At 71.6% G+C, this 24,206-nt stretch carries 21 protein-coding genes; 16 read left to right on the forward strand and 5 right to left on the reverse strand.

Features of this window, described 5'->3' with window-relative positions:
• Nucleotides 1–16: 16 nt before the first annotated feature.
• The 5 genes from hutU (at nucleotide 17) to ACZ69I_RS36325 (ending at nucleotide 5,933) form a co-directional block, all read left to right on the forward strand.
• Nucleotides 17–1,675 (forward strand): urocanate hydratase, encoded by a 1,659-nt coding sequence (hutU, locus tag ACZ69I_RS36305; RefSeq protein ID WP_467672154.1) that lies wholly within the window; start codon nucleotides 17–19, stop codon nucleotides 1,673–1,675.
• Nucleotides 1,676–1,692: 17 nt separating this feature from the next.
• A complete protein-coding gene (locus ACZ69I_RS36310) occupies nucleotides 1,693–2,895 on the forward strand; it encodes an allantoate amidohydrolase (RefSeq protein ID WP_470836813.1) in 1,203 nt (400 codons plus the stop codon).
• The gene (locus tag ACZ69I_RS36315; RefSeq protein WP_470836764.1) at nucleotides 2,886–4,253 is read left to right on the forward strand and encodes a formimidoylglutamate deiminase; all 1,368 of its coding nucleotides are present in this window, start codon (nucleotides 2,886–2,888) and stop codon (nucleotides 4,251–4,253) included. Before ACZ69I_RS36310 ends, ACZ69I_RS36315 begins: the two co-directional genes overlap by 10 nt.
• Nucleotides 4,254–4,441: 188 nt before the next feature.
• Complete coding sequence (gene hutI, locus ACZ69I_RS36320; RefSeq protein WP_467672150.1) at nucleotides 4,442–5,623, forward strand: imidazolonepropionase; 1,182 nt, start codon at nucleotides 4,442–4,444, stop codon at nucleotides 5,621–5,623.
• An 85-nt stretch (nucleotides 5,624–5,708) separates the two neighbouring features.
• Entirely contained in the window at nucleotides 5,709–5,933 is a 225-nt protein-coding gene (locus tag ACZ69I_RS36325) for a hypothetical protein (protein ID WP_467672148.1), read from the forward strand.
• Nucleotides 5,934–6,093: 160 nt separating this feature from the next.
• Here ACZ69I_RS36325 and ACZ69I_RS36330 read toward each other — a convergent pair whose 3' ends face one another.
• Entirely contained in the window at nucleotides 6,094–7,044 is a 951-nt protein-coding gene (locus tag ACZ69I_RS36330; RefSeq protein ID WP_470836765.1) for an RNA polymerase sigma factor SigF, read from the reverse strand.
• Between the two features lie 236 nt (nucleotides 7,045–7,280).
• Here ACZ69I_RS36330 and ACZ69I_RS36335 point away from each other — a divergent pair, with 236 nt between their 5' ends.
• From ACZ69I_RS36335 to ACZ69I_RS36360, 6 genes are all read left to right on the forward strand, one after another.
• On the forward strand, nucleotides 7,281–7,649 hold the full coding sequence (locus ACZ69I_RS36335) for an STAS domain-containing protein (RefSeq protein ID WP_467672144.1): 369 nt from the start codon (nucleotides 7,281–7,283) through the stop codon (nucleotides 7,647–7,649).
• Nucleotides 7,650–7,899: 250 nt separating this feature from the next.
• Nucleotides 7,900–8,409 carry an ATP-binding protein gene (locus tag ACZ69I_RS36340; RefSeq protein ID WP_467672142.1) on the forward strand — a complete coding sequence of 170 codons (510 nt, stop codon included), beginning with the start codon at nucleotides 7,900–7,902 and terminating at the stop codon, nucleotides 8,407–8,409.
• Nucleotides 8,410–8,595: 186 nt separating this feature from the next.
• A complete protein-coding gene (locus ACZ69I_RS36345; RefSeq protein WP_470836766.1) occupies nucleotides 8,596–9,345 on the forward strand; it encodes an LPXTG cell wall anchor domain-containing protein in 750 nt (249 codons plus the stop codon).
• A gap of 174 nt (nucleotides 9,346–9,519) precedes the next feature.
• A complete protein-coding gene (locus tag ACZ69I_RS36350) occupies nucleotides 9,520–10,584 on the forward strand; it encodes a COG1470 family protein (protein WP_470836767.1) in 1,065 nt (354 codons plus the stop codon).
• Nucleotides 10,585–10,748: 164 nt separating this feature from the next.
• A complete protein-coding gene (locus tag ACZ69I_RS36355; protein WP_470836814.1) occupies nucleotides 10,749–11,990 on the forward strand; it encodes a hypothetical protein in 1,242 nt (413 codons plus the stop codon).
• On the forward strand, nucleotides 11,990–13,303 hold the full coding sequence (locus tag ACZ69I_RS36360) for a hypothetical protein (RefSeq protein ID WP_470836815.1): 1,314 nt from the start codon (nucleotides 11,990–11,992) through the stop codon (nucleotides 13,301–13,303). The genes ACZ69I_RS36355 and ACZ69I_RS36360 overlap by 1 nt, the downstream gene beginning before the upstream one ends.
• A 453-nt stretch (nucleotides 13,304–13,756) precedes the next feature.
• On the opposite strand, the gene ACZ69I_RS36365 is transcribed toward ACZ69I_RS36360, so the two are convergent.
• Together ACZ69I_RS36365 and ACZ69I_RS36370 are read right to left on the reverse strand one after the other, a co-directional pair.
• Nucleotides 13,757–14,578, reverse strand: coding sequence for an alpha/beta hydrolase (locus tag ACZ69I_RS36365; RefSeq protein ID WP_470836769.1), 822 nt, complete (start codon nucleotides 14,576–14,578; stop codon nucleotides 13,757–13,759).
• A gap of 164 nt (nucleotides 14,579–14,742) precedes the next feature.
• A complete protein-coding gene (locus tag ACZ69I_RS36370; protein ID WP_467672134.1) occupies nucleotides 14,743–16,239 on the reverse strand; it encodes a peptide MFS transporter in 1,497 nt (498 codons plus the stop codon).
• Nucleotides 16,240–16,710: 471 nt separating this feature from the next.
• On the opposite strand from ACZ69I_RS36370, the gene ACZ69I_RS36375 reads away from it, so the two are divergent.
• On the forward strand, nucleotides 16,711–17,388 hold the full coding sequence (locus tag ACZ69I_RS36375; RefSeq protein ID WP_384263922.1) for a response regulator transcription factor: 678 nt from the start codon (nucleotides 16,711–16,713) through the stop codon (nucleotides 17,386–17,388).
• A 440-nt stretch (nucleotides 17,389–17,828) separates the two neighbouring features.
• Nucleotides 17,829–19,106, forward strand: a complete 1,278-nt coding sequence (locus tag ACZ69I_RS36380; RefSeq protein ID WP_470836771.1) for an ATP-binding protein — start codon at nucleotides 17,829–17,831, stop codon at nucleotides 19,104–19,106.
• 20 nt (nucleotides 19,107–19,126) lie between these two features.
• On the opposite strand, the gene ACZ69I_RS36385 is transcribed toward ACZ69I_RS36380, so the two are convergent.
• On the reverse strand, nucleotides 19,127–19,642 hold the full coding sequence (locus tag ACZ69I_RS36385; RefSeq protein WP_470836772.1) for a GtrA family protein: 516 nt from the start codon (nucleotides 19,640–19,642) through the stop codon (nucleotides 19,127–19,129).
• Nucleotides 19,643–19,889: 247 nt separating this feature from the next.
• Here ACZ69I_RS36385 and ACZ69I_RS36390 point away from each other — a divergent pair, with 247 nt between their 5' ends.
• From ACZ69I_RS36390 to ACZ69I_RS36400, 3 genes are read left to right on the forward strand one after another with little or no spacing between them, the layout of a single operon-like run.
• Nucleotides 19,890–21,023: a 5-(carboxyamino)imidazole ribonucleotide synthase gene (locus ACZ69I_RS36390; RefSeq protein ID WP_470836816.1), complete on the forward strand. Its 1,134-nt coding sequence runs from the start codon at nucleotides 19,890–19,892 to the stop codon at nucleotides 21,021–21,023.
• Nucleotides 21,020–21,583, forward strand: a complete 564-nt coding sequence (gene purE, locus ACZ69I_RS36395; RefSeq protein ID WP_467672125.1) for a 5-(carboxyamino)imidazole ribonucleotide mutase — start codon at nucleotides 21,020–21,022, stop codon at nucleotides 21,581–21,583. Before ACZ69I_RS36390 ends, purE begins: the two co-directional genes overlap by 4 nt.
• 4 nt (nucleotides 21,584–21,587) lie before the next feature.
• Nucleotides 21,588–22,799 carry a dipeptidase gene (locus tag ACZ69I_RS36400; protein WP_470836773.1) on the forward strand — a complete coding sequence of 404 codons (1,212 nt, stop codon included), beginning with the start codon at nucleotides 21,588–21,590 and terminating at the stop codon, nucleotides 22,797–22,799.
• 135 nt (nucleotides 22,800–22,934) lie between these two features.
• On the opposite strand, the gene ACZ69I_RS36405 is transcribed toward ACZ69I_RS36400, so the two are convergent.
• Complete coding sequence (locus ACZ69I_RS36405) at nucleotides 22,935–24,092, reverse strand: acyl-CoA dehydrogenase (RefSeq protein WP_470836775.1); 1,158 nt, start codon at nucleotides 24,090–24,092, stop codon at nucleotides 22,935–22,937.
• Between the last annotated feature and the right edge of the window lie 114 nt (nucleotides 24,093–24,206).

The raw sequence follows: 24,206 nt of genomic DNA on the forward strand, positions 1-24,206 counted from the left end.
ACGAGGAGGCATCGCCATGTCAGGACCCCGCCCCGTACGGGCCCCGCGCGGTACGGAACTGAGTGCCCTGGGATGGCAGCAGGAAGCCGCCCTGCGCATGCTGCAGAACAACCTCGACCCCGAGGTCGCCGAGCACCCCGACAAGCTCGTCGTCTACGGCGGCACCGGCAAGGCGGCCCGCGACTGGCGCTCCTTCGACGCGATGGTGCGCACGCTCAAGACGCTCAAGCAGGACGAGACGATGCTCGTCCAGTCCGGCCGCCCCGTCGGCGTCATGCAGACGCACGAGTGGGCGCCGCGCGTCCTCATCGCCAACTCCAACCTGGTGGGCGACTGGGCGAACTGGGAGGAGTTCCGCCGCCTGGAGCAGCTCGGCCTCACCATGTACGGCCAGATGACGGCCGGTTCGTGGATCTACATCGGCACGCAGGGCATCCTCCAGGGCACGTACGAGACGTTCGCGGCGGTCGCGGCGAAGCGCTTCAACGGCACGCTCGCCGGGACCATCACCCTCACCGCGGGACTCGGCGGCATGGGTGGCGCCCAGCCGCTCGCCGTGACGATGAACGACGGCGTCGCGATCTGCATCGACGTCGACCCGCGCGCCATCGAGCGCCGCATCGAGCACAAGTACCTGGACGTGAAGGCCGACAGCCCGGCCCACGCCCTCCAGCTGGCCACCGAGGCCCGTGACGCCCGGCGCCCGCTCTCCATCGGCCTGCTCGGCAACGCGGCTCAGCTGCTGCCGCAGCTGCTCGCCGAGGGCGCCCCCATCGACATCGTGACCGACCAGACCTCGGCCCACGATCCGCTCTCGTACCTCCCGGTCGGCGTCGCCTTCGACGACATGCAGACGTACGCGTCGAAGGATCCGGCGGGCTTCACCACCCGCGCCCGTGAGTCCATGGCGCGGCACGTCGAGGCGATGGTCGGCTTCATGGACGCGGGCGCCGAGGTCTTCGACTACGGCAACTCGATCCGTGGCGAGGCCCAACTCGCGGGCTACGAGCGCGCGTTCGCGTTCCCCGGCTTCGTCCCGGCCTACATCCGCCCGCTCTTCTGCGAGGGCAAGGGCCCGTTCCGCTGGGCGGCGCTCTCCGGCGAGGCCTCCGACATCCACAAGACGGACAAGGCGCTCCTCGACCTCTTCCCCGAGAACGAGTCCCTGCACCGCTGGATCAAGATGGCGGGCGAGCGCGTCCACTTCCAGGGCCTGCCCGCGCGCATCTGCTGGCTCGGCCAGGGCGAGCGCGACAAGGCGGGCGACATGTTCAACGACATGGTCGGCGACGGCACCCTCGCCGCCCCCCTCGCCATCGGCCGCGACCACCTCGACTGCGGTTCGGTGGCCTCCCCGTACCGCGAGACCGAGGCCATGCTCGACGGCTCCGACGCCATCGCCGACTGGCCGCTCCTGAACGCCATGGTCAACGTCGCCTCGGGCGCCTCCTGGGTCTCCATCCACCACGGCGGCGGCGTCGGCATGGGCCGCTCCCTCCACGCCGGCCAGGTCTCGGTGGCGGACGGCACGGCGCTCGCGGGCGAGAAGATCCGCCGCGTCCTGACGAACGACCCGGGCATGGGTGTCATCCGGCACGTGGACGCGGGGTACGACATCGCGGAGCGGGTCGCCGACGAGCGCGCGGTGCGCGTCCCCATGCGGGAGGGCGAGTGACCCCGTCGTTCCAGGAGATGTGGCGCGACCTCGAGCCCATCGGCAGGGACGCCGGCACCCGCGGCTACCGCCGCTACGCCTGGACAGGCGCCGACGCCGACTGCCGCACCTGGTTCAAGGCGCAGGCGGAGTCCCGCGGCCTCACCTACGAACTGGACCGCAACGGCAACCAGTGGGCCTGGCACGGCGACCCGAGCCAAGGGGACGCCGTCGTCACCGGCTCCCACCTGGACTCCGTGCCCGACGGCGGCGCCTTCGACGGCCCCCTCGGCGTCGTCTCCTCCTTCGCCGCGCTCGACGAACTCCGCGCCAGGGGTGTGGAGTTCACCCGCCCCCTCGCCATCGTCAACTTCGGCGACGAGGAGGGCGCCCGCTTCGGACTGGCCTGCGTCGGCTCCCGGCTCACCGCGGGACAGCTCACCGTCGAGGCCGCGCACCGGCTGCGGGACGGCGACGGCGTGACGCTGCCCCAGGCGATGGAGGCGGCCGGGTACGACCCGTACGGGATCGGCCCCGACCCCGAGCGCCTCGCCCGCATCGGCGCGTTCGTGGAGCTGCACGTCGAGCAGGGCCGGGCCCTGGACCTGACCGGCGACGCGGTGGGCATCGCGTCCGCCATCTGGCCGCACGGGCGCTGGCGCTTCGACTTCCGGGGCGAGGCCAACCACGCGGGCACGACCCGGCTCGTCGACCGCCGCGACCCGATGCTGTCGTACGCGGAGACGGTCCTCGCCGCCCGCCGCGAGGCCGAACTCGCGGGCGCAGTGGCCACGTTCGGCAAGATCTCCGTCGAGCCGAACGGCGTCAACGCGATCCCGTCCCTCGTCCGCGGCTGGCTGGACTCGCGGGCGGCCGACCAGGCCACCCTCGACACGGTCGTGACGGGCATCGAGAAGGCGGCCCGGGAGTACGCCGACCGGCACGGCATCGACCTCGACGTCGTACGGGAGTCCTTCACGCCGGTGGTCGAGTTCGAGGACGCGCTCCGCGACGAGCTGGGCGCGATCCTGGGCGCGGGCACGGACCGGCCGCTCCCCGTCCTCGGCACCGGCGCCGGACACGACGCGGGTATTTTGTCCGGCTCGATCCCCACCGCCATGCTGTTCGTACGGAACCCCACGGGCGTCTCGCACTCCCCGGCCGAATTCGCCGCCGAGGACGACTGCCTGGCCGGGGTGACCGCACTGGCCGACGTACTGGAAGGGCTGGCGTGCAGGTGACGACCGAGCGGACGGACACGTACTGGCTGGAGCACGCCTGGCTCGGCACACATGTCGAGCCGGGCGTGGCGGTGGAGGTCACCGGCGACCGGATCACGGCGGTCCGTGACGGTGTCGGGGCCCCGCCGCCCGGCGCGCGGGTGCTGCGCGGCCTGACGCTCCCCGGCCTCGCCAACGCCCACAGTCACGCCTTCCACCGGGCCCTGCGCGGCACCGTCCAGGTCGGCTCCGGCACGTTCTGGACGTGGCGCGAGGTCATGTACGCGGTGGCCGACCGCCTGACGCCGGAGACGTACCACGCGCTGGCCCGCGCGGTGTACGCGGAGATGGCGCTGGCCGGCATCACGACGGTGGGGGAGTTCCACTACCTCCACCACGGGCCGGGCGGCATCCCGTACGCGGACCCCAACGCGATGGGCGAGGCGCTCATCCAGGCCGCGGCCGACGCGGGCGTGCGCATCACCCTCCTCGACACGGCGTACGTGGCATCCGGCCTGCTGAGCGAGGAGCGCGGCAAGGCGCCCGACCGCCACCAGCTGCGCTTCTCCGACGGCACGACGCAGGCGTGGGCGGAGCGGGCCGCGGCCCTCAAGGAGCGCCCGCACGCCCGGATCGGCGCGGCCATCCACTCCGTACGGGCGGTCCCGGCACGGCAGTTGGGCACGGTGGCGCAGTGGGCGGCGGACCGCCGGGCCCCCCTCCACGTCCACCTCTCCGAGCAGACGGCGGAGAACGACGCGTGCCGCGCGGTGCACGGCCGCACGCCGACGCGCCTGCTCGCCGACCACGGCGTGCTGGGTGAGCGCACGACCGGCGTCCACAACACGCACCTCACGGACGAGGACATCGCGCTGCTCGGCGGCTCCTCCACCGGCACGTGCATGTGCCCCACGACGGAACGCGACCTGGCGGACGGCATCGGCCCCGCGGTCGCCCTCCAGCGCGCGGGCAGCCCGCTCTCCCTGGGCAGCGACAGCCACGCGGTGATCGACATCCTGGAGGAGGCGCGCGCGATGGAGCTGAACGAACGCCTGCGTTCCCACACGCGCGGCCACTGGACGGCGGCGGCGCTGCTGCGCGCGGCGACGACGGACGGACACGCGGCGCTCGGCTGGCCGGACGCGGGCGTCATCGAGCCGGGCGCGCTCGCCGACCTCACCACGGTCGCCCTCGACTCGGTCCGCACGGCGGGCCCCGTGCCCCGCCTCGCCGCCGAGACGGCGGTGTTCGCGGCGACGGCGGCGGATGTCCGGCACACGGTGGTGGGGGGCCGGCATGTCGTACGGGACGGTGCGCACGAGCTGGTCCCCGACGTCCCGTCGGCGCTGACGGAGGCGATCGCGGCGCTGAAGGACTGAACCGTGCCCCGATCCGGCCCCTTCCCGCAAAACCACCAGCCCGTCCGGCGTTCGAGGACGAACTCGGCGGAGCCGGTGACCGACAGTGCGACGTGCTCGGCGGAGCCGAGGTTTCCGGGAAGGGGCGGGATCGGGGAGAGAACCGCCGGAGGCACGACGCCCGCCCCCACCGACCCGCGGAGGACCCCATGACCACCACCCTCATCACCAACATCGCCAGCCTCGTCACCAACGACCCCGCGCAGGGGGACGGCACCCCCATCGGCCTCCTCACGGATGCGGCCGTCGTCCTGGACGGCGAGAAGATCGCCTGGGTGGGCCCGGCCGCCAAGGCCCCCGCCGCGGACGAGACGCACGACGCGCACGGCCGTGCCGCGATCCCCGGCTTCGTGGACTCCCACAGCCACCTCGTCTTCGCGGGCGACCGCACCCAGGAGTTCAACGCCCGCATGTCGGGCCGCGCGTACTCGGCGGGCGGCATCCGTACGACGGTGGCGGCGACCCGCGCGGCCTCCGACGCCGCGCTCGAAGCGAACCTCACCCGCTACCTCGCGGAGGCCCTGCGCCAGGGCACCACCACGTTCGAGACGAAGTCGGGCTACGGCCTCACCACCGAGGACGAGGCGCGCGCCCTGCGCATCGCGGCGAAGCACACCGACGAGGTCACGTTCCTCGGCGCGCACATCGTCTCCCCGGACCACGCGGAGGACCCGGCGGCCTACGTCGACCTGGTCACCGGCGAGATGCTGGACGCCTGCGCGCCCCACGCCCGCTGGATCGACGTCTTCTGCGAGAAGGGCGCGTTCGACGGCGACCAGGCCCGCGCGATCCTGACGGCGGGCAAGGCGAAGGGCCTGCACCCCCGCATCCACGCGAACCAGCTGTCGTACGGTCCCGGAGTCCAACTGGCGGTGGAACTGGACGCGGCATCGGCGGACCACTGCACGCACCTCACGGACGCGGACGTCGACGCCCTCGCGAACAGCTCCACGGTGGCGACGCTCCTGCCCGGCGCGGAATTCTCCACCCGCGCGCAGTGGCCGAACGCCCGCCGCCTCCTGGACGCGGGCGCGACGGTGGCCCTCTCCACGGACTGCAACCCCGGCTCGTCCTTCACGTCGTCCGTCCCCTTCTGCATCGCCCTGGCCGTACGGGACATGGGCATGACCCCCGACGAGGCGATCTGGTCCGCCACGGCGGGCGGCGCGGCGGCCCTGCGCCGCACCGACGTCGGCGTGGTCCGCGAGGGCGCCCGCGCGGACCTGGCCCTCCTCGACGCCCCGAGCCACGTCCACCTGGCGTACCGGCCGGGGGTGCCGTTGGTCGGCGAGGTGTGGCGTGGAGGCGCGCGAGTTACAGCGGATGGGTGATTTCCCGCTGAGGGCCTCTCTCGTTGAGTGATCCGTTGAGCGATTGCCGGAGCGTTCCGCTCCGGCGCGAGAAGAGGAGAACTCTGTGCGTCGAACGAGTACGGTCCTGGCCCTCGCGGTGGCCGCCGGCGGACTCGGCCTGTCGGCCGCGACCGCCCAGGCCGCCCCCGCAGCCCCCCACCAGGGACCCCCCTTCCCCTACGCGTCCTGCCTCAAGGCGACCGCGGACAAGGGCGAGAGCCCGGCCCAGGGCAAGTGGCACTGCGACCAGCTGGTCCGAAAGGGCTGGGTCAAGCCGCCGACGCGCTGACGACCCGCCGCCGCGCTCGACGGCGGGGCGTGACGGCCGCGGGGTGTAGGGGTGCCGCGGTCGGGCAGGGGAATGACTGTGGGGCCCGCCCTTTTCAACAGGCGGGCCCCACGAGGCCGTTCATGCGCAGTGCTCGTACGCGGTGTGGCGCGGCGGCGCCTCACTCCTCGACCGTCAGCCCCTTGCGGAGCTTGACGAGGGTGCGCGAGAGCAGGCGGGAGACGTGCATCTGGGAGATGCCGAGCTCCTCACCGATCTCCGACTGCGTCATGTTGGCGACGAAGCGGAGGGAGAGGATCTTCCGGTCGCGCGGCGGGAGTTCGGCGATCAGCGGCTTCAGCGACTCGACGTACTCGATGCCTTCGAGGCCGTGGTCCTCGTAGCCGATGCGGTCCGCCAGCGCGCCTTCGGAGTCGTCCTCCTCGGGCTGCGCGTCCAGGGAGCTCGCCGTATAGGCGTTGGACGCGGCCATCCCTTCGACGACCTCGTCGTTGGAGATGCCCAGGCGCTCGGCGAGCTCGCCCACCGTGGGGGCGCGATCGAACTGCTGGGCGAGTTCGTCGCCCGCCTTGGCGAGGTCCAGCCGGAGTTCCTGGAGGCGGCGCGGTACGCGCACCGACCAGCTCGTGTCACGGAAGAAGCGCTTGATCTCGCCGACGATCGTCGGCATCGCGAAGGTGGGGAATTCCACACCGCGGCTGAGCTCGAAACGGTCGATCGCCTTGATGAGGCCGATCGTGCCGACCTGGATGATGTCCTCCATCGGCTCGCTGCGGGAGCGGAACCGGGAGGCCGCGAACTTCACCAGGGCGAGGTTGAGTTCGACCAGGGTGTTGCGGACATACGCGTATTCGTGGGTGCCTTCCTCGAGCGACTCGAAGCGCTCGAAGAGGGTCTTGGACAGGGCCCGCGCGTCCAGCGGCCCCACCTCGTCGTACGGCGGGATCTCCGGGAGCTCGGGAAGGGCGTTGAGCTCGTCCACGGGGTCCGAAGCCGGCAGGGGCTCGTGGGCAGGACCCGGGATCGCGGTTGCGGAGTGGTGCGGCGGGAGTGTCGACGACGCCTGGTCAGTATGCGATTCGTCGAGCCGGGGTGACATGGTGTCCTCCATCGTTCTCGGCATATGGCTGCCGATGCCAATACGTGCACTGCGGTGTGCGGCGCCTCCGAAGCCGTCCGTGTCGATTGCTGTCTCTACTACCCCTACCCGCTTCCGCGCGTCAGTCGCAAGTGCGTTCTGCGGCGAAATGTCCGAATTCGGGGGGATGTTCGGGTACCCCGGAGCGCAGGGAGGGCGTAATGTTCAGGGGCGTCATCAACAGCCACGACGGTCGGAAGAGAGTGACGATGGACCGCGGGACGGTCGGCAGCGCGCACAGGGGCCGGCTTCTGGTCGAAGTGCGAAAGACGGGTACGAGTGCCGTGGTCACCCCGGCGGGTGAGTTGGATCACCACACCGCCGATGTGTTGCGCGACCCACTCGAAAAGTGCCTGGAAGAGGGCTACGCACGACTGGTCGTCGACTGCTCGCGCCTGGAGTTCTGTGATTCCACCGGACTCAACGTGCTCCTCGGGGCCCGGCTCAAGGCCGAGGCCGCGGGCGGCGGTGTGCACCTGGCGGGGATGCTTCCGGTGGTGGCCAGGGTCTTCGAGATCACCGGCGCGGAGGCCGTCTTCACCCTCCACGAAACGCTCGCGGAGGCCCTCGGTGAATGAGTCCGTGAAGGCCACACGCGAAAGTTACGCGTCAGTTGTCTCTGCGTGATCAAGGCGTTACCAGCGTCACAGGGACCGGGGCGAACAAGTGGGTGTTCTCACGGTTCGTCCGGGCAGGAGAGACCTGGATCCGTCGACAACGGACCTCAAGTCAACAGTCAGAACGGCAAGCAGCCGATGTCCCCTACTCGCCCCGAGTTCTCTACGTGTCCAGAGTCCTCAGTCCTCTTGTCGGTGAGGTGAAGCGCTGATGAGCACCACCCGGCCTTGCTCGCCGGGCGACCGCGGCCCGGAGTCCGAGGCCGCAGTCGCGGACGCTCCTGCGGACCGGGTCTCCGGAACGCCTGCGGGGCGGCAGGTCCGCAGGCTGAGCCTGAACGGCGCGAGCGGCATCGTCCCGCTCGCCCGGGACTACACCCGCGAGGCGCTCCATGCCTGGGGCTGGCTGCCCGCGGAGGGCGCCGAAGGGCGCGCTGCCGCCGAGGACGTCCTCCTCGTCGTCTCCGAGCTCGTCACCAACGCCTGCCTGCACGCCGAGGGCCCCGACGAGCTCTGGCTCTCCAGCGACGGCAAGGTCCTGCGCATCGAGGTCACCGACCGCGGCACGGGCCAGCCCGCGCCGCGCACGCCGCACCGCGCGGGGCGGCCCGGCGGGCACGGCATGTTCATCGTCCAGCGGCTCTGCCTGGACTGGGGTGTCGTACGGACCCCCGGAGTCACGGGCAAGACGGTGTGGGCGGAGCTGGGCGCGCCCGCCTAGCGCGGAGCGCCACGCCGCTGTTACCCGCGGTTCGCACACGCGCCGGATCACTACGGATCCGGCGCGTCTTTTGTCTTCCCTCGACAAGGTCCCGGGCGTACCTTGAGCGCCCAATCTGATGTGCCGTCAGTAACACAGGTAACTCCGCACCGCGGCACGCCAAGACCGGCATGAGGGGACAACGAGGTGTCGCACACGAAGAAATCGGCCGCGCTCGCGCTTGCCGCCGCCCTGGCCGGCGGTTCAGCGGTGCTGATGGCCGCCCCCGCCGCGCAGGCCACCGTCCAGGACGTCAACTACCAGTGCAAGACGCCCATCGGGAACAAGAGTGCCGTCTCGCCGATCGACATCAAGAGCGTCAAGAGCGGCAGCGCGTACAAGCTGACCATGTCGTTCCAGAAGGGCGTCTCCTCCAGCCCCGTGGAGCTCGGCAAGGGCGCGATGAAGCCAAGTGCGGTGATCAAGGTGGGCGGGGCCGACAGCGGCACCGTGCCGGTATCCGGCGCACCGAACTCCGAGGCGATCCCCGCCAACACCCCCATCAAGATCAGTGACCTGTCGGGAACGTACACGCCCAAGAAGAGCGGCAAGGTCACCTTCACCGCCGGCGTGCTCACGATCAAGGCGCTCGGCACGACCACCACGTGCACGCCGTCCAACAATCCCAAGCCGTCCCTCGAACTGGACGTCAAGGGCTCCGGCGGCGGCTCCGACGCGGGCTCGGGCGGCACGTCGGGCGGCTCGGACGCGACCGGTGGTTCCGGAACCACGGGCGGCGGCTCGGACAGCACCCCGTCCGGCGGCGGGGAACTCCCGCAGACCGGTCCCGCGGACTCCGCCGTCGCGCTCGGCACCCTCGGCGGCACGGTGCTGCTCGCCGGTGCGGCCGGCACGCTCTGGCTGACCCGCAGGAACCAGGCGGCGCGCTCGCGGTAGGCCCGGCAGCACCCGCCGAAGGACCACGGGTTCGCGGTTCCGCGGGAGTACGAGGTCGGGAGTACGAGGTCGCGCGATCACGTGATGCGCGGGTCCGCGAGCCCGGGAGCCCGGGAGCCCGGGAGTCCGCGAGCCCGCGAGTCCGCGATCACGCGAGGAGATCAGGAGCCGCCGATGCCGCCCAAGCCGCCGACGTCCACGCCGCTCACGCAGCCCACGCCGCTCACGCCGCCCACGCGGCCCATGTCGTCCTCGGTGCGGGCCGCAGCCCGGGTCGTGCTGTGCGCCGCCGCCCTCGTGGTGGCGGCCGCGGCCCCCGCGCACGCGGACGGCGGCGGCTCCGGGCGGTGGTCCGTCGCGCCGTCGGCGGGCGGCGGCGCGCGGCCCGCGAAGGACGGGCGGCCCGCCTTCTACGCGGAGGGCGCCCCCGGCGCGGTGCTCCAGGACACCCTGTCCGTCATCAACCCCGGCCCGAAGACCCGCACGGTCTCCCTGCGGGGCGCGGACGCGGACAACACCGGCTCCGGCGCGGTCTCCGTCACCCCGGCCAAGGGCACGCCGAGGGGGACCGGGGCGTGGCTCACCTTCGCGAAGCGGCAGGTGAAGGTCCCGCCGCGGACCCGCGCCGAGGTGCCGTTCACCGTGACCGTGCCCACCGGCGCGCTGCCCGGCGACCACCCGGGCGCGATCGTCGCGAGCAGCGGCGGCCGCACGGTCGGCGTGCGCGTGCAGCTGCGGATCGGCGGGCCGACGCTCTCGGCGCTCACCGTCGAGCGCGTCAAGGTCGACGCCGGTGCGGGCCGCATCACGTACGACCTGGTCAACCGCGGCAACACCGTGCTGACGCCGAAGCTCGCGGTGCACGCGAAGGGCGTCTTCGGCACCCTTCTCGACCGCCCCGCCCGCCGGCTGCCGGTCGAGCTGCTGCCAGGGCGCCGGGTCTCCCTGACCGAACCGTGGCGGGACGCACCCGCGCTCGACGCGGTCGAGGTCGAGCTCACGGCCACGGCGGCGGGGGACGCCCGCGACAGCGCGAAGGCCTCGGCCCGCCTCGTGCCGTGGGGCGCGGTGGCGGGCGGGGGCGCGCTGCTGCTCGCCGCGGTGGGCGGGGCGGTCGCCCTCCTGCGCCTCCGCAGACGGAGACGGCACCCGGAGGAGTCGGAACCGGCGGGTGGGCAGGGGCAGGACGCGTACGACGCAAGGGAGTTGGCCCGAGCGGGGACGGGGGAGGAACGGTGAACGGGAAGAACAGGTCCGGCCCGGCGACGGCGACGGCGACGGCGACCGGTGCGGGGCGCGTGGTGCGGGGTGCGAGGCCCGTACTGGCCGTGCTGCCCGTACGGGTAGGGGATGCCCTGCTCGTACGCGTGCGGCGTGTCCTGCCCGTACGGGTACGGCGTGTCCTGCCCGTACGGGTACGGAGTGCCCTACCCGCGCGGGCCCTGCTTGCCGTCGCGGCCACGCTGTCCGTGCTCGGCTTCGCGCTTCTGTCGAACGTCCCCGCCGCCGCCCATGCCGCCGCCGACGACAAGCCCACCGTCAAGCTCTCGGCGTCCCAGGCGGGCAAGGGCGGATCCGTCACCGTCAAGGGTTCGGGATGGCGGCCCGAGGCCCTCCTGATGATGCTCGTCTGCGGCCGGTCGGAGCCCGGCAAGGGCGTCGTCGGCGGCACCAACTCCTGCGCCAACTCCGACGGCCGGGCCGTCACCACCGGCAAGGGCGGCGCCTTCAGCAGGAAGCTCCCCGTGGCGGAGCCGCCCGTGCCCTGCCCCTGCGTCGTCCACGTCGCCACGGTGACCGGTGAGAAGCAGCAGGTCGACGCGGTGCTCAAGGTCGCGGGCCACCCCGTGAAGGCGCTGCCCGAGCAGGCCGGCGGCGGCCGGCTCACCGTCCTCACGGACACCGGCCTCGAAGGCTCCAGCGGGGTCCTGACCTGGTTCGGCGCCCCGCCGCAGCGCAAGCTGGAATTCACCGTCGGCAACGTCGGCACCGCGCCCGTCAAGGACCCGGTCTTCCAACTCGGCACCTCTCACGGCGTGTTCGCCCCGCAGTGGGAGGAGCAGCAGTGGCGCGGCACGATCGCGCCCGGCAAGAAGGCGCGGATCAGACTGCCGGTGGAGCTCTCGGCGGGCGCGCACGGCGACTACCTGGTCTCGCTGAAGTTCGGCGGGAAGGTCCTGGCCGAGCAGCCGTGGGGCGTGGGCCGTCCCTGGGGCGTGACCGTCTTCTGGATCCTGCTCTGCGTCGTGGTGCCCGCGGCCGTCTTCCGCGTCGGCATGGTGATCGTCGACCGGCTCCGCCCGCACCGGCGCCGGGTCTCGCGCGCCGGGCGCCACCGGACCGGGCGCCTCGCCGAACTCGCGCGGCGCCTGCCCCGGTTGAGGCTCCCGCAGGGGGCGGTGGAGGCGGACCGGCGGGCGCGCGCCCCGCGCGCGTCCCATGCGGCCCCGACGGCGCGTACGAAGCCCCTAGGGGGACCCGGAGCGAGCGGCGGCCCCGGTGCCGTCGGCTCCGGTACGGGCGGTCCCGGCGCGGGGGAGCCGACGACCGCGTTGCCCTGGTTCACCCCCGACACAGACCCCGGCGCACCCGCGGGCCGGCTCTCCGCACCGTCCGACAACAGTCCGACGAAGGGAAACACGTGATCACGCATCGACGGAGAGCGGGCGCGGCCTCGGTCGCGCTCCTGCTGGGCGGAGCAGGCACCCTGCTGGCTGCAGGGCCCGCACGGGCCGCCGAAGTCGCCTACAAGACCGAATGCATCCCCCCGTCGATCTCCGGGCTGCCGCCCGTGCACGGCACGAGCAAGGTGGAGATCACCGCGCCGGCCACGGCGAAGGTCGGCGACGAGGTCGACGTCGTGTGGAAGACGACGCAGGCCGCGTCCAGCAACCCCGACGTCCTCGACCTGGACGCGGACACGGTGAAGCCGACCGGCACGGTCAAGCTGGCCGGTGGCCAGACCGGGGACCTCAAGGTGGAGGGCGAGCGCAAGAACCCGCCCATCAAGAAGAACAGTCCCATGATCCTTTCCGACATGAAGGGCAAGCTGAAACTGACCGCGGCGGGTGAGGTGACGCTCACGCCGGACGCGTACGACATCAACGTCAGCAAGCCGATCTCGACCGACACCAAGTGCAAGCCCGAGGAGCAGGTGAAGGCGGGCGCGACGATCAAGGTGACGGCGGGGGGCGGTAGTTCGGGCGGTACGGGGGGTACGGGGGGCGGCTCGACGGGTGGCTCCTCCGGAGGCTCGACGGCTGGATCTGCGGGTGGCTCTTCCGGCGGTGGCGACGGGCAGACCGACTTCCCCGGCAAGGAGGTCCGGACGCCGTACAAGTGCAAGACGCCGATCGGTGACAAGGACGCGACCTCGCCGGTGCAGATCAACGCCAAGAAGGACGGCGGGAGTTACGGCCTGACCGTGCAGTTCAAGAAGTCCGTGATGGACAGCCCGGCCGACATCCCCGCGGACTCCGTGAAGCCGTCGATGGAGGTCGTGCTGGGGGGCGCGGACAAGGGCACGGTGCATGTCGAGGGGCCGACCAACAAGGGGCCCATCAAGTCCGGTGACCCGATGACGATCCCCGACCTGACCGGGTCCTACAAGCCGGGCGCCGACGGCAAGTCGACGCTCTCGCCGGGGGTCCTCACGGTCAAGGCACTCGGCACGACCACGACGTGCACGCCGACCAAGAGCGACGTCTCCCTCGAACTGGACACGGCCGCGCAGCCCGGCGGAGCGTCCGGTTCCGGCGGCGGGTCGGGGTCGGGGTCGGGGTCGGGTGGCTCCACGTCCGCCGGTGGCTCGGGCTCGGCGTCCGGGGGCGGCCTGGCCGAGACCGGCGCGGAGCACGATGGCGCGCTGCGGGCGCTCGGGCTGGTCGCCGGCACGGTGATTCTCCTCGGGGGCGCGGTATTCACCTTCCTCCCCAGGCACAGAGGGGGCCTCCGCTAGCGGGGGCGTGTGCGGGGTTCGGCTGGTTGGCCGCTGCGGGGTGTGTGTGGCTGGTCGCGCCGTTCCTCGCGCCCCTTGGGGGGTGGGCGTGGTGTGCCCCGTTAGGGGCGCGGGGAACTGCGCGCGCAACCGAAGGCGGTCTGCACCCGTCGACGGGCTGTCGGGGCAGTTGGGTGTGCGGGGTTCGGCTGGTTGGCCGCTTTCAGGCCGTGTGTGGCTGGTCGCGCCGTTCCTCGCGCCCCTGGTGGGGGTGGGCGTGGTGTGCCCCGTTAGGGGCGCGGGGAACTGCGCGCGCAACCGAAGGTGGCCTGCGCTCGCCGTCGGGCCGTTGGGGCGGTTGGGTCTGCGGGGTTCGGCTGGTTGGCCGCTTCAGGCCGTGTGTGGCTGGTCGCGCCGTTCCTCGCGCCCCCTGCGCGGGCGGGTCGGAACCGCCCGCGCCCGGCGACGGGCCGCTCACCCGTGGGCGCGCAGCCACCGGAGGACGGAGCGGGACGTGCCCGGCGCCCTGAGGAGGGGGCCTCCGTGCGCGGAGCCGGGTTCCGTGTGGAGCGTGACGTCCGTGAGGCCCGCCCCCCGCTCCGCGCCCGCGAGCTCGACCGAGTGGGCCCGCGGCACGAAGTCCCGGGCCGAGTGGATGAGCAGCAGCGGCGCGTCGTCCGGGCCGGAGGCGTGGGACGTGACGCCCAGGTCGTCCCACCGGTGCAGGCACCCGCGCGCCCGCCCCGGCACGCACCCCGCAAGCCGCTCGGCGGCCCGCCGCAGCTCCCGCCGCTCGGCGGAGGCCCCCCGCTTCGCGCCGTCCTTCCAGGCGCGGTACGGGGACACCACGGGGGACAGCGCGACGACCCCCCGTACCCGCGCCCGCCCCGCCCCGTACGCCCCCGCCTGCAGGGCGAGGTGCCCGCCCGCCGACGACCCGAGCACCAGCGGCAGCGTGCCGCCCCGGCGCCGCACCCAGCTCAGCGCCGCCAGGACGTCGTCGCGCTGGGCGGGCCAGACCGCGTCCGACGTCAGCCGGTAGTCGGTGTCGTACACGGTGAAGCCGCGCGCCGCGAACCACCGGGCCCAGCCGCTCCAGTCGGTGTCCCTGGACCAGTAGCCGCCGTGCAGGACGACCAGCGAGGGGCCCGTGTCGCCGTACACGGTGATGTTCTGACGGGGGTGGCCCCCGTACCGGTACACCGTCCCGGAGGGCGGCTCGGGGGCCGCCTCGGCCGCGGCACTGGACGAGAGCAGCGCCCCGCAGAGGGCCAGGATGAGCAACGTACGGCGCATGGCCAGATGCTCCACGGCCGGGCGCCCCCGCATCCGCAGAAACGCTCGGCACCACCGCCGCGAGTGGTCAAACGTTCCTCTGTTCGCATGATCCGAGTAGTACGCAAAGGGCCGCCGGCTCCACAGGGAGCCGGCGGCCCTTTACCGCGCCGGGAAGGGAAAGGTCAGTTGACCGAACCCATCAGCGTCTTGACCTTCTTGCGGGACGTCCAGATTCCGAAGCCCGCGATGACCGCGAGGATCGCCTCGACGGCGACGGCGCCGGAATTGTTCAGGTCGACGCCGAGCTGCGGCGAGGTCAGCAGACCCGTCACGGAGTCGCCCGCGGTGACCGCGAGGAACCAGACACCCATCATCTGCGCGCTGTACTTCTCCGGGGCCATCTTCGTGGTGAGCGAGAGGCCGACCGGGGAGAGGCAGAGCTCGCCGACGGTCTGGATGAAGTAGATCGCGACCAGCCACATCGGGCTGACCCGGCCGCCGTTGTTGGCGGTGTCGATCAGCGGGATGAGGAAGACGGCGAAGGAGATGCCGATCAGCGTCAGGCTGGAGGCGAACTTGACGGCCGTGCTCGGCTCCTTGCCCCGCTTGTTCAGCCACAGCCACGCCGAGGCGACCACGGGGGCGAGCGCCATGATGAAGATCGGGTTCAGCGACTGGTACCAGGAGGTCGGGAAGTCGAACCCGAGCAGGTTGTTCGTCGTCGAGCCCTTGCCGAAGATCGACAGGGTCGAGCCGTTCTGGTCGTAGATCATCCAGAAGACGGCGGCGACCACGAAGAACCAGATGTAGCCCGACAGCTTGGACTGCTCCAGCTGCGAGAGGTCCTTGTCGCGCTTCATGCGGGCCAGGACGGCGATCGGGATGATCAGCCCGGCGATGATCAGCGGCATCAGCGCCCAGTCGGCGAAGTTGCCGGTGACGCCCATCAGCGTGTAGAGCGCGGCGGCGACGATCAGCCAGATCAGGCCGGTGCGCAGCGCGGAGCGGCGCTGCTCGGGCGTCGCGGGCTGCGAGACGACGCTGCTCTGCTCGCTCAGGTGGCGCGAGCCGAGCATGAACTGGGCGAGGCCCAGGGCCATGCCGACCGCGGCGAGCGCGAAGCCGAAGTGCCAGTTCACGTTCTCGCCGACCGTGCCGATGGACAGCGGGGCGAGGAAGGCGCCGAGGTTGATGCCGATGTAGAAGAGCGTGAAGCCACCGTCACGGCGCGGGTCCTGCGGACCGTTGTAGAGGTGGCCGACCATCACGGAGATGTTCGCCTTCAGCAGGCCGGAACCGAGCGCGACGAGCGCGAGGCCGACGAAGAAGGAGGCCGAGCTCGGCAGCGCGAGCGTGATGTGGCCGAGGATGACGACGGAGGCACCGATGATGACCGTCTTGCGCGGTCCCCAGAAGCGGTCGGCCATCCAGCCGCCGGGCATGGCGAGCAGGTAGACCATCGACATGTAGACGGAGTAGATCGCCGTCGCCGTCGTGGCGCTCATGTTCATGCCGCCGGGGGCGATCAGGTACAGCGGGAGCAGTGCCTTCATGCCGTAGAAGCTGTAGCGCTCCCACATTTCGGTCATGAAGAGTGTGGCCAGTCCGCGGGGGTGGCCGAAGAAGGTCTTCTCGGTGCCAGGGGTACTGGCGGAGTCCTTCGTCAGGCTGGACGCCATGGTCGATCCTCGTGGGTTCGGGACGCGCTGGCAGGAGCGTGTGCGCGCCCGGTGGGGGGCGGTCGGCACCGTTGTCGCGGCGTCCAACCCCACGCCCAGGGGAGATTCGCCCCCGTGAGAAGGGGGCGAGGGACGGCGACTCCGGGATCCACACCCTGGCGCATCCTCGCGCTCAGGGCCCGACCACAGGTCATTCCTTTCAAGGCTGGCCGGAGCCGGCCCGCACATAAAAGAGACCTAAGGCGCGCACAGCGGGCCAAAGGTCCTTGAGTAGTGCATCAGGCGTTGGGTCACCATACGACACCGCAGGGAGGCATATGGAAGGACTTGAGACATGGATCACAGGTGTCGCTGCAACCAACAGCACACATTCAAAGGTGTTTCACAGAATTGCGCCCCACAGGCGCAGGCACGGCTCTCCACTGTGCGATCGCCTCACGACCGTTGTCCAGTGCGGACTACCATCACTCCATGACCCGTGTACTGCTCGCCGAGGACGACGCGTCCATCTCGGAGCCGCTGGCCCGCGCCCTGCGCAGGGAGGGTTACGAGGTCGAAGTGCGTGAGGACGGCCCGACCGCTCTCGACGCCGGGCTGCAGGGTGGTGTCGATCTTGTCGTGCTCGATCTGGGGCTGCCCGGCATGGACGGCCTGGAGGTGGCCCGCCGACTGCGGGCCGACGGGCTCACGGTGCCGATCCTCATCCTGACCGCGCGCGCCGACGAGGTGGACACCGTCGTCGGCCTGGACGCGGGCGCCGACGACTACGTGACCAAGCCCTTCCGCCTCGCCGAGCTGCTCGCCCGGGTGCGGGCGCTGCTTCGGCGCGGCTCCACCGAGCCGAAGGAGGCGCCCGCGACGCACGGCGTACGGATCGACGTGGAGTCGCACCGGGCGTGGATGGGCGACGAGGAGCTGCAGCTCACCGCGAAGGAGTTCGACCTGCTGCGGGTCCTGGTCCGGGACGCGGGGCGGGTGGTCACCCGTGACCAGCTGATGCGGGAGGTCTGGGACACGACGTGGTGGTCGTCGACCAAGACCCTCGACATGCACATTTCCTGGCTGCGCAAGAAGCTGGGCGATGACGCGGCGAATCCTCGGTACATCGCGACGGTACGGGGTGTGGGTTTCCGCTTCGAAAAAAGCTGAGGCCCTCCCGGGGTGGGGCGGGGTCTCTGCGGGCCCGCACTCGCTGTCCTTGCCGCCGCAGGCAGTCGCGTCTGCGTGTGCGGGTGCGGGGGTCTTTGCGGGCCCGGTGGGGGCTGGTCGCGCCGTTCCTCGCGCCCCTTGGGCGGCGCCGCGGCCGGGCCCCGTAAGGGGCGCGGGGAACTGCGCGAGCAACCAAAAACCGACCCGCACTCGCCGTCCTTGCCGCCGCAGGCAGTCGCGTCTGCGTGTGGGGGTGTGGGGGTTTCTGCGGGCCGGTGGGGGCTGGTCGCGCCGTTCCTCGCGCCCCTTGGGCGGCGCCGCGGCCGGGCCCCGTCAGGGGCGCGGGGAACTGCGCGAGCGGCCCAAAGCAACCCGCACTCGACGCCCAAGCCGCCGCAGGCCCACCCCCCACCCGCCCCGCTACGCGGGACACTGTCCGCATGCGTCGCAGACTGATCAACAGCACCCTCGCCGTCGTCCTCGTGGTGATCGCCGTCTTCGGCGTCAGCCTCGTCATCGTCGAGACGAGGACGATCAGCAGCAGCGCCCAGGAGCGCGTCGACTCCGAGGCCCTGCGCCTCGCCAGCATCGTCGACAGCCGGCTGATCAGCGAGGAGAAGATCAGCGGCGAGATCCTGCGCGACCAGGTCGCCACCGACCGGTACGCCCGCATCGAGATCCCCGGCCGCGAGTCCATCGAGATCGGCACCCGCCCCTCCGGTGACGTCATCAGCGCGACCCGCCCCGGTGAACAGGGCGAGAAGGTCACCGTCCAGGAGCCGAAGGCCGCCGTCACCCGCGAGGTCGGCCGCACGCTGCTGATCATCGCCGCCGTCGCGCTGCTCGCCATCGTCGCCGCCGTGCTCCTCGCCGTACGCCAGGCCAACCGTCTCGCCTCCCCGCTCACCGACCTCGCCGAGACCGCGGAGCGCCTCGGCTCGGGCGACCCCCGCCCCCGCCACAAGCGCTACTCCGTGCCGGAGCTCGACCGGGTCGCCGACGTCCTCGACTCCTCGGCCGAGCGCATCGGACGGATGCTGACGGCCGAGCGCCGGCTGGCCGCCGACGCCTCGCACCAGCTGCGTACGCCGCTCACCGCGCTCTCCATGCGCCTGGAGGAGATCACGGTGACCGAGGACCTGGACACGGTGAAGGAGGAGGCGACGATCGCGCTGGCCCAGGTCGAGCGGCTGACCGACGTCGTGGAGCGGCTGCTCACCAACTCCCGTGACCCGCGCACCGGTTCGGCCGTCGCCTTCGATCTGGACGAGGTGATCAAGCAGCAACTGGAGGAGTGGCGCCCGGCCTACCGCAGCGCGGGCCGCGCCATCGTCAGTTCGGGCAAGCGGCACCTGGAGGCGGTGGGCACGCCGGGCGCGGTGGCGCAGGTGCTCGCCGCGCTGATCGAGAACTCCCTCATGCACGGTGGCGGCACGGTCGCACTGCGTACCCGCGTCACCGGCAACCAGGCGGTCATCGAGGTCACGGACGAGGGGCCCGGAGTCCCCGCGGACCTCGGCGCGCGGATCTTCGAGCGGACCATCAGCGGCCGCAACTCGACGGGCATCGGCCTCGCGGTGGCCCGGGATCTGGCCGAGGCGGACGGCGGCCGCCTCGAAATGCTGCAGACGAAGCCGCCCGTCTTCGGACTCTTCCTGTCGCGCACGCCGCTCGCGCGGGGCACGGACCCGGAAGCGGAGGACAAGCCGGTCCGCTAGCGGACCGGGGGGACGCGAGGTCAGCCCGCGCGCCGCACGACCGGCGGCTCGTCGCTCTCCGTCTCCTCCAGGAACGATTCCGCATGCGCGACGGTCGCGCGGGCGGGCAGCGCCTTGAACACCCAGGAGCGGTAGGACCAGAAGCGGAAGAGGGTCGCGATGCCCATGCCGAGGAACTTGAAGAAGTTCGCCTGCAGCTTGCCGTCCCAGCCGAACCAGTACGTCGCCGCGTAGAGCACGCCGTTCTCGATCACCAGGCCGACCACGCTGAACAGCAGGAACAGCGTGAGCTCCTTGGTGCGGCCGGTCTTGTCACGGTCCTTGTACGTGAAGTAACGGAACCCCACGTAGTTGAAGACGATCGCGACGACCGTGGCGATCACGCTCGCGCGCACCACGTGCAGGTCGGTCATGTGCCGCACGAGGTTGAAGACACCGAAGTTCACCAGAGTTCCGACCGCCCCCACGGCTCCGAACTTGGCCACCTCGCGCGCGAGGGTGTCCAGCCGCACCCGCAGTGCGCCCCGTTCCGTCATGGTGGTCGCCCCAGCCCCCGTCGATTCGTACCGGTGAGTTCGTCCCGGTTTCTACGTGCCGACGGATTGGTGATTCGGTCGTGTCGACCAAGCCATGCTAACCAGCGGCCATTCCCGGCGCGCGCGGGCGCCCGGACACCGTGGCCACGCTGTGACAGGAGGGGCCCCGAAGGCGCCGGTATCCGGCCGTTCCCGGGTGGCCGATACCGGCCGATACCCTGGGGGTGTGACGTTCCCGGTAGTCGGCATGGTCGGCGGCGGTCAGCTCGCCCGCATGACCCACGAGGCGGGCATCCCCCTCGGCCTGAAATTCAAGCTCCTCAGTGACACCCCGCAGGATTCCGCGGCCCAGGTCGTCGGCGAAGTCGTCATCGGCGACTATCGCGACCTGGACACGCTGCGTGACTTCGCGCGGGGCTGCGACGTGATCACTTTCGATCACGAACACGTACCCACCGAGCATCTACGGGCCCTGGAGGCGGACGGCATCCCCGTGCGCCCGGGGCCCGACGCGCTGGTGCACGCCCAGGACAAGGGCGTGATGCGCGAGAAGCTCACGGAGATCGGCGTGCCCTGCCCGCGCCATCGGATCGTGAAGGACCCGGCCGACGCGGCCGCCTTCGCGGCCGAGGGCGCCGCGGACGGCGGCGACGGCTTTCCCGTGATCCTCAAGACGGTGCGGGGCGGCTATGACGGGAAGGGGGTGTGGTTCGTACGTTCCGTCGAGGACGCCGAAGAGCCCTTCAGGGCCGGTGTGCCCGTGCTCGCCGAGGAGAAGGTCGACTTCGTGCGCGAACTGGCGGCGAACGTCGTCCGCTCGCCGCACGGCCAGGCCGTCGCCTATCCCGTCGTCGAGTCCCAGCAGGTCGACGGCGTCTGCGACACGGTGATCGCGCCCGCCCCCGGCCTCTCCGAGGAACTGGCGGGCGAGGCACAGGAGTTGGCGCTGCGCGTGGCCAAGGAGCTCGGCGTGGTCGGCCACCTGGCGGTCGAGCTCTTCGAGACGCCCGACGGCCGCATCCTCGTCAACGAACTGGCGATGCGCCCGCACAACTCCGGCCACTGGACGCAGGACGGCGCGATCACCTCGCAGTTCGCCAACCACGTCCGCGCCGTGCTCGACCTGCCGCTCGGCGACCCGCGCCCGCGCGCCAAGTGGACCGTGATGGCCAACGTGCTCGGCGGGGACTACCCCGACATGTACACCGCGTACCTGCACTGCATGGCCCGCGACCCGCAGCTCAAGATCCACATGTACGGCAAGGACGTGAAGCCCGGCCGCAAGGTCGGTCACGTGAACACCTACGGCGACGATCTGGACGAGGTCCTCGACCGCGCCCGCCACGCAGCCGGCTACCTCAGAGGAACGATCACCGAATGACCTCCCCCGTTATTGGCATCGTCATGGGGTCCGACTCGGACTGGCCCGTCATGGAGGCGGCCGCGCAGGCACTCGCCGAGTTCGAGATCCCCTTCGAGGTCGACGTCGTCTCCGCGCACCGCATGCCGCACGAGATGATCGCGTACGGCGAGCAGGCGGCGGACCGCGGCCTCAAGGCGATCATCGCGGGCGCGGGCGGCGCGGCCCACCTGCCCGGCATGCTGGCGTCGGTGACCCCGCTGCCGGTGATCGGCGTGCCCGTCCCGCTGAAGTACCTGGACGGCATGGACAGCCTGCTGTCCATCGTGCAGATGCCGGCGGGCGTCCCGGTGGCGACGGTCTCGGTCGGCGGCGCGCGCAACGCGGGGCTGCTCGCGGCCCGCATGCTCGCGGCTCACGACGGCGAACTCCTCGCCCGCATGCGGGAGTTCCAGCAGGAGCTGAACGACCAGGCGACGGAGAAGGGCAAGCGGCTGCGGGCCAAGGTCGAGAACGCGGGGTCCGGCTTCGGCTTCCGCCCGGGCTCCGGTTCCGCTCCCGGCTCAGGTCCGGGAAAGTGATCGCATGACTTCCAGTGATCGCACAGCGTCAGAGCCGTCTCTCGACCGGGCGCGCGCCCTCCTCGCCGACTTCCCGGTCGTCGACGGGCACAACGACCTGCCGTGGGCCCTCCGGGAGAAGGCGGGCTACGACCTGGGCAAGCTCGACATCGCGACGGACCAGCGCGGCAGTCTGCACACGGACATCGCCCGGCCGCGCGCGGGCGGCGTCGGCGCGCAGTTCTGGTCGGTGTACGTACGCACCGACCTGACCGGCGACGCGGCGGTCAGCGCCACGCTCGAACAGATCGACTGCGTCGAGCAGTTGCTCACCCGCTACCCCGCCGACCTGGCCCGCGCGCGGACCGCCGCGGAGATGGAGAAGGCCCGCGCCGAGGGGCGCATCGCCTCCCTGATGGGCGCCGAGGGCGGCCACTCCATCAACAACTCCCTGGCCACGCTGCGGGCGTTGCACACGCTCGGCGTCCGCTACATGACGCTCACGCACAACGACAACATCGCGTGGGCGGACTCGGCGACGGACGAGCCGGGCGTCGGCGGCCTCTCGGCCTTCGGCCACGAGGTCGTCCGCGAGATGAACCGCGTCGGCATGCTGGTCGACCTCTCCCACGTGGCGGCGACGACGATGCGGGCGGCCCTGGACACCTCGGTGGCCCCGGTGATCTTCTCGCACTCCTCGTCGCGGGCGGTCTGCGACCACCCGCGCAACATCCCGGACGACGTCCTGGAGCGGCTGCCCGCCAACGGCGGCGTGGCGATGGTGACCTTCGTACCGAAGTTCGTGCTCCAGGCGGCGGTCGACTGGACGGCGGCCGCCGACGAGAACATGCGGGCCAACGGCTTCCACCACCTCGACACCTCCGTGGCGGGCATGAAGGTCCACGCTGCCTTCGAGGAGTCGACGCCCCGCCCGGTCGCCACCGCCGCGACGGTCGCCGACCACCTCGACCACATGCGCGAGGTGGCGGGCGTCGACCACATCGGCATCGGCGGCGACTACGACGGCACGGCGTTCACGCCGGACGGCCTGGACGACGTGGCGGGCTACCCGAACCTGATCGCGGAGCTCCTCGACCGAGGCTGGTCCAAGCCCGACCTCGCGAAGCTGACGTGGCAGAACGCGGTACGGGTGCTCGGCGCGGCGGAGGACGTGGCGCGGGACGAACAGTCCCGCAGGGGCCCGTCGATCGCGACGCTGGAGCAGCTGGACGGCTGAGGCGGGGGCGCCCCGTAAGGGGCGCGGGGAACCGCGCGCTCAGCCACGAACCACCCGCGGGTGCGGCTGCCTCCGAAACGGTGCCCTCCCCCTGAAGCCAGGGAGAGGGCACCGTCACCGCTGAAGCGCCGCAGGCTACGGCAGGTTCCGCGCCATCACGATGCGCTGGACCTGGTTCGTGCCCTCGTAGATCTGCGTGATCTTCGCGTCGCGCATCATCCGCTCGACGGGGTAGTCACGGGTGTAGCCGTAGCCGCCGAGGAGCTGCACCGCGTCCGTGGTGACCTCCATCGCCACGTCCGAGGCGAAGCACTTGGCGGCGGCGCCCTGGAAGGTGAGGTCCTTGTCGCCGCGCTCGGACTTGGCCGCGGCGGCGTACGTCAGCTGGCGCGCGGCCTCGATCTTCATGGCCATGTCGGCGAGCATGAACTGGATGCCCTGGAAGTCGGCGATCGGCTTGCCGAACTGCTTGCGCTCCTTGACGTACCCCTTGGCGTAGTCGAGGGCGCCCTGCGCGATGCCGAGGGCCTGCGCCGCGATGGTGATGCGGGTGTGGTCCAGGGTCTGCATGGCGGTCGCGAAGCCCGTGCCCTCCTCGCCGATCATGCGGTCGGCGGGGATGCGGACGTTGTCGAGGTAGACCTCGCGGGTGGGGGAGCCCTTGATGCCGAGCTTGCGCTCCGGGGCGCCGAAGGAGACGCCCTCGTCGCCCTTCTCGACGACGAAGGCACTGATGCCCTTCGAGCGCTTCTCCGGGTCCGTCACGGCCATCACCGTGTAGTACTCCGAGACGCCCGCGTTGGTGATCCAGCGCTTGACGCCGTTGAGCACCCAGAAGTCGCCGTCGCGCACGGCCCTGGTCTTCATGCCCGCCGCGTCCGAACCGGCGTCCGGCTCGGAGAGGCAGTACGAGAACATGCCCTCGCCGCCCGCGAGCGGCGTCATGTACTTCTTCTTCAGCTCCTCGGAGCCGGAGAGGATGACGGGCAGCGAGCCGAGCTTGTTGACCGCGGGGATCAGCGAGGAGCTGGCGCAGACGCGCGCCACCTCCTCGATGACGATGACCGTGGCGAGGGCGTCGGCACCGGCGCCGCCGAAGGCCTCCGGAACGTGCACGGCGTGCACGTCGTTCGCGACCAGCGCGTCGTGGGCCTCCTGCGGGAAGCGGGCCTCCTCGTCCACCGCGGCGGCGAACGGGGCGATCTTCGCCTCGGCCAGCGAGCGGATCGCGTCACGGAGCATGTCGTGCTCCTCGGACGGGCGGTACAGGTCGAAATCAGCCGATCCGGCCAAGGTCTCTCACGCTCCAAGGACGCTAATTACCGTTAAGTAACCCAAATTTTAGTGGCGTCGCCGCCCGAGGGATACGTGAGCTTGCCGACAGCGGACACGTGACCTCGCCGACCG

It is taken from the genome of Streptomyces sp. NPDC036815 (genome assembly GCF_055609205.1).

Coding starts and splice junctions, on each gene's coding strand:
- ACZ69I_RS36350 (WP_470836767.1), top strand. CDS start 9,520: ATGCCGCCCAAGCCGCCGACGTCCACGCCGCTCACGCAGCCCACGCCG.
- ACZ69I_RS36375 (WP_384263922.1), top strand. CDS start 16,711: ATGACCCGTGTACTGCTCGCCGAGGACGACGCGTCCATCTCGGAGCCG.
- ACZ69I_RS36330 (WP_470836765.1), bottom strand. CDS start 7,044: ATGGAGGACACCATGTCACCCCGGCTCGACGAATCGCATACTGACCAG.
- hutI (WP_467672150.1), top strand. CDS start 4,442: ATGACCACCACCCTCATCACCAACATCGCCAGCCTCGTCACCAACGAC.
- hutU (WP_467672154.1), top strand. CDS start 17: ATGTCAGGACCCCGCCCCGTACGGGCCCCGCGCGGTACGGAACTGAGT.
- ACZ69I_RS36390 (WP_470836816.1), top strand. CDS start 19,890: ATGGTCGGCGGCGGTCAGCTCGCCCGCATGACCCACGAGGCGGGCATC.
- purE (WP_467672125.1), top strand. CDS start 21,020: ATGACCTCCCCCGTTATTGGCATCGTCATGGGGTCCGACTCGGACTGG.
- ACZ69I_RS36370 (WP_467672134.1), bottom strand. CDS start 16,239: ATGGCGTCCAGCCTGACGAAGGACTCCGCCAGTACCCCTGGCACCGAG.
- ACZ69I_RS36365 (WP_470836769.1), bottom strand. CDS start 14,578: ATGCGCCGTACGTTGCTCATCCTGGCCCTCTGCGGGGCGCTGCTCTCG.
- ACZ69I_RS36380 (WP_470836771.1), top strand. CDS start 17,829: ATGCGTCGCAGACTGATCAACAGCACCCTCGCCGTCGTCCTCGTGGTG.
- ACZ69I_RS36310 (WP_470836813.1), top strand. CDS start 1,693: ATGTGGCGCGACCTCGAGCCCATCGGCAGGGACGCCGGCACCCGCGGC.
- ACZ69I_RS36385 (WP_470836772.1), bottom strand. CDS start 19,642: ATGACGGAACGGGGCGCACTGCGGGTGCGGCTGGACACCCTCGCGCGC.
- ACZ69I_RS36335 (WP_467672144.1), top strand. CDS start 7,281: ATGGACCGCGGGACGGTCGGCAGCGCGCACAGGGGCCGGCTTCTGGTC.
- ACZ69I_RS36400 (WP_470836773.1), top strand. CDS start 21,588: ATGACTTCCAGTGATCGCACAGCGTCAGAGCCGTCTCTCGACCGGGCG.
- ACZ69I_RS36340 (WP_467672142.1), top strand. CDS start 7,900: ATGAGCACCACCCGGCCTTGCTCGCCGGGCGACCGCGGCCCGGAGTCC.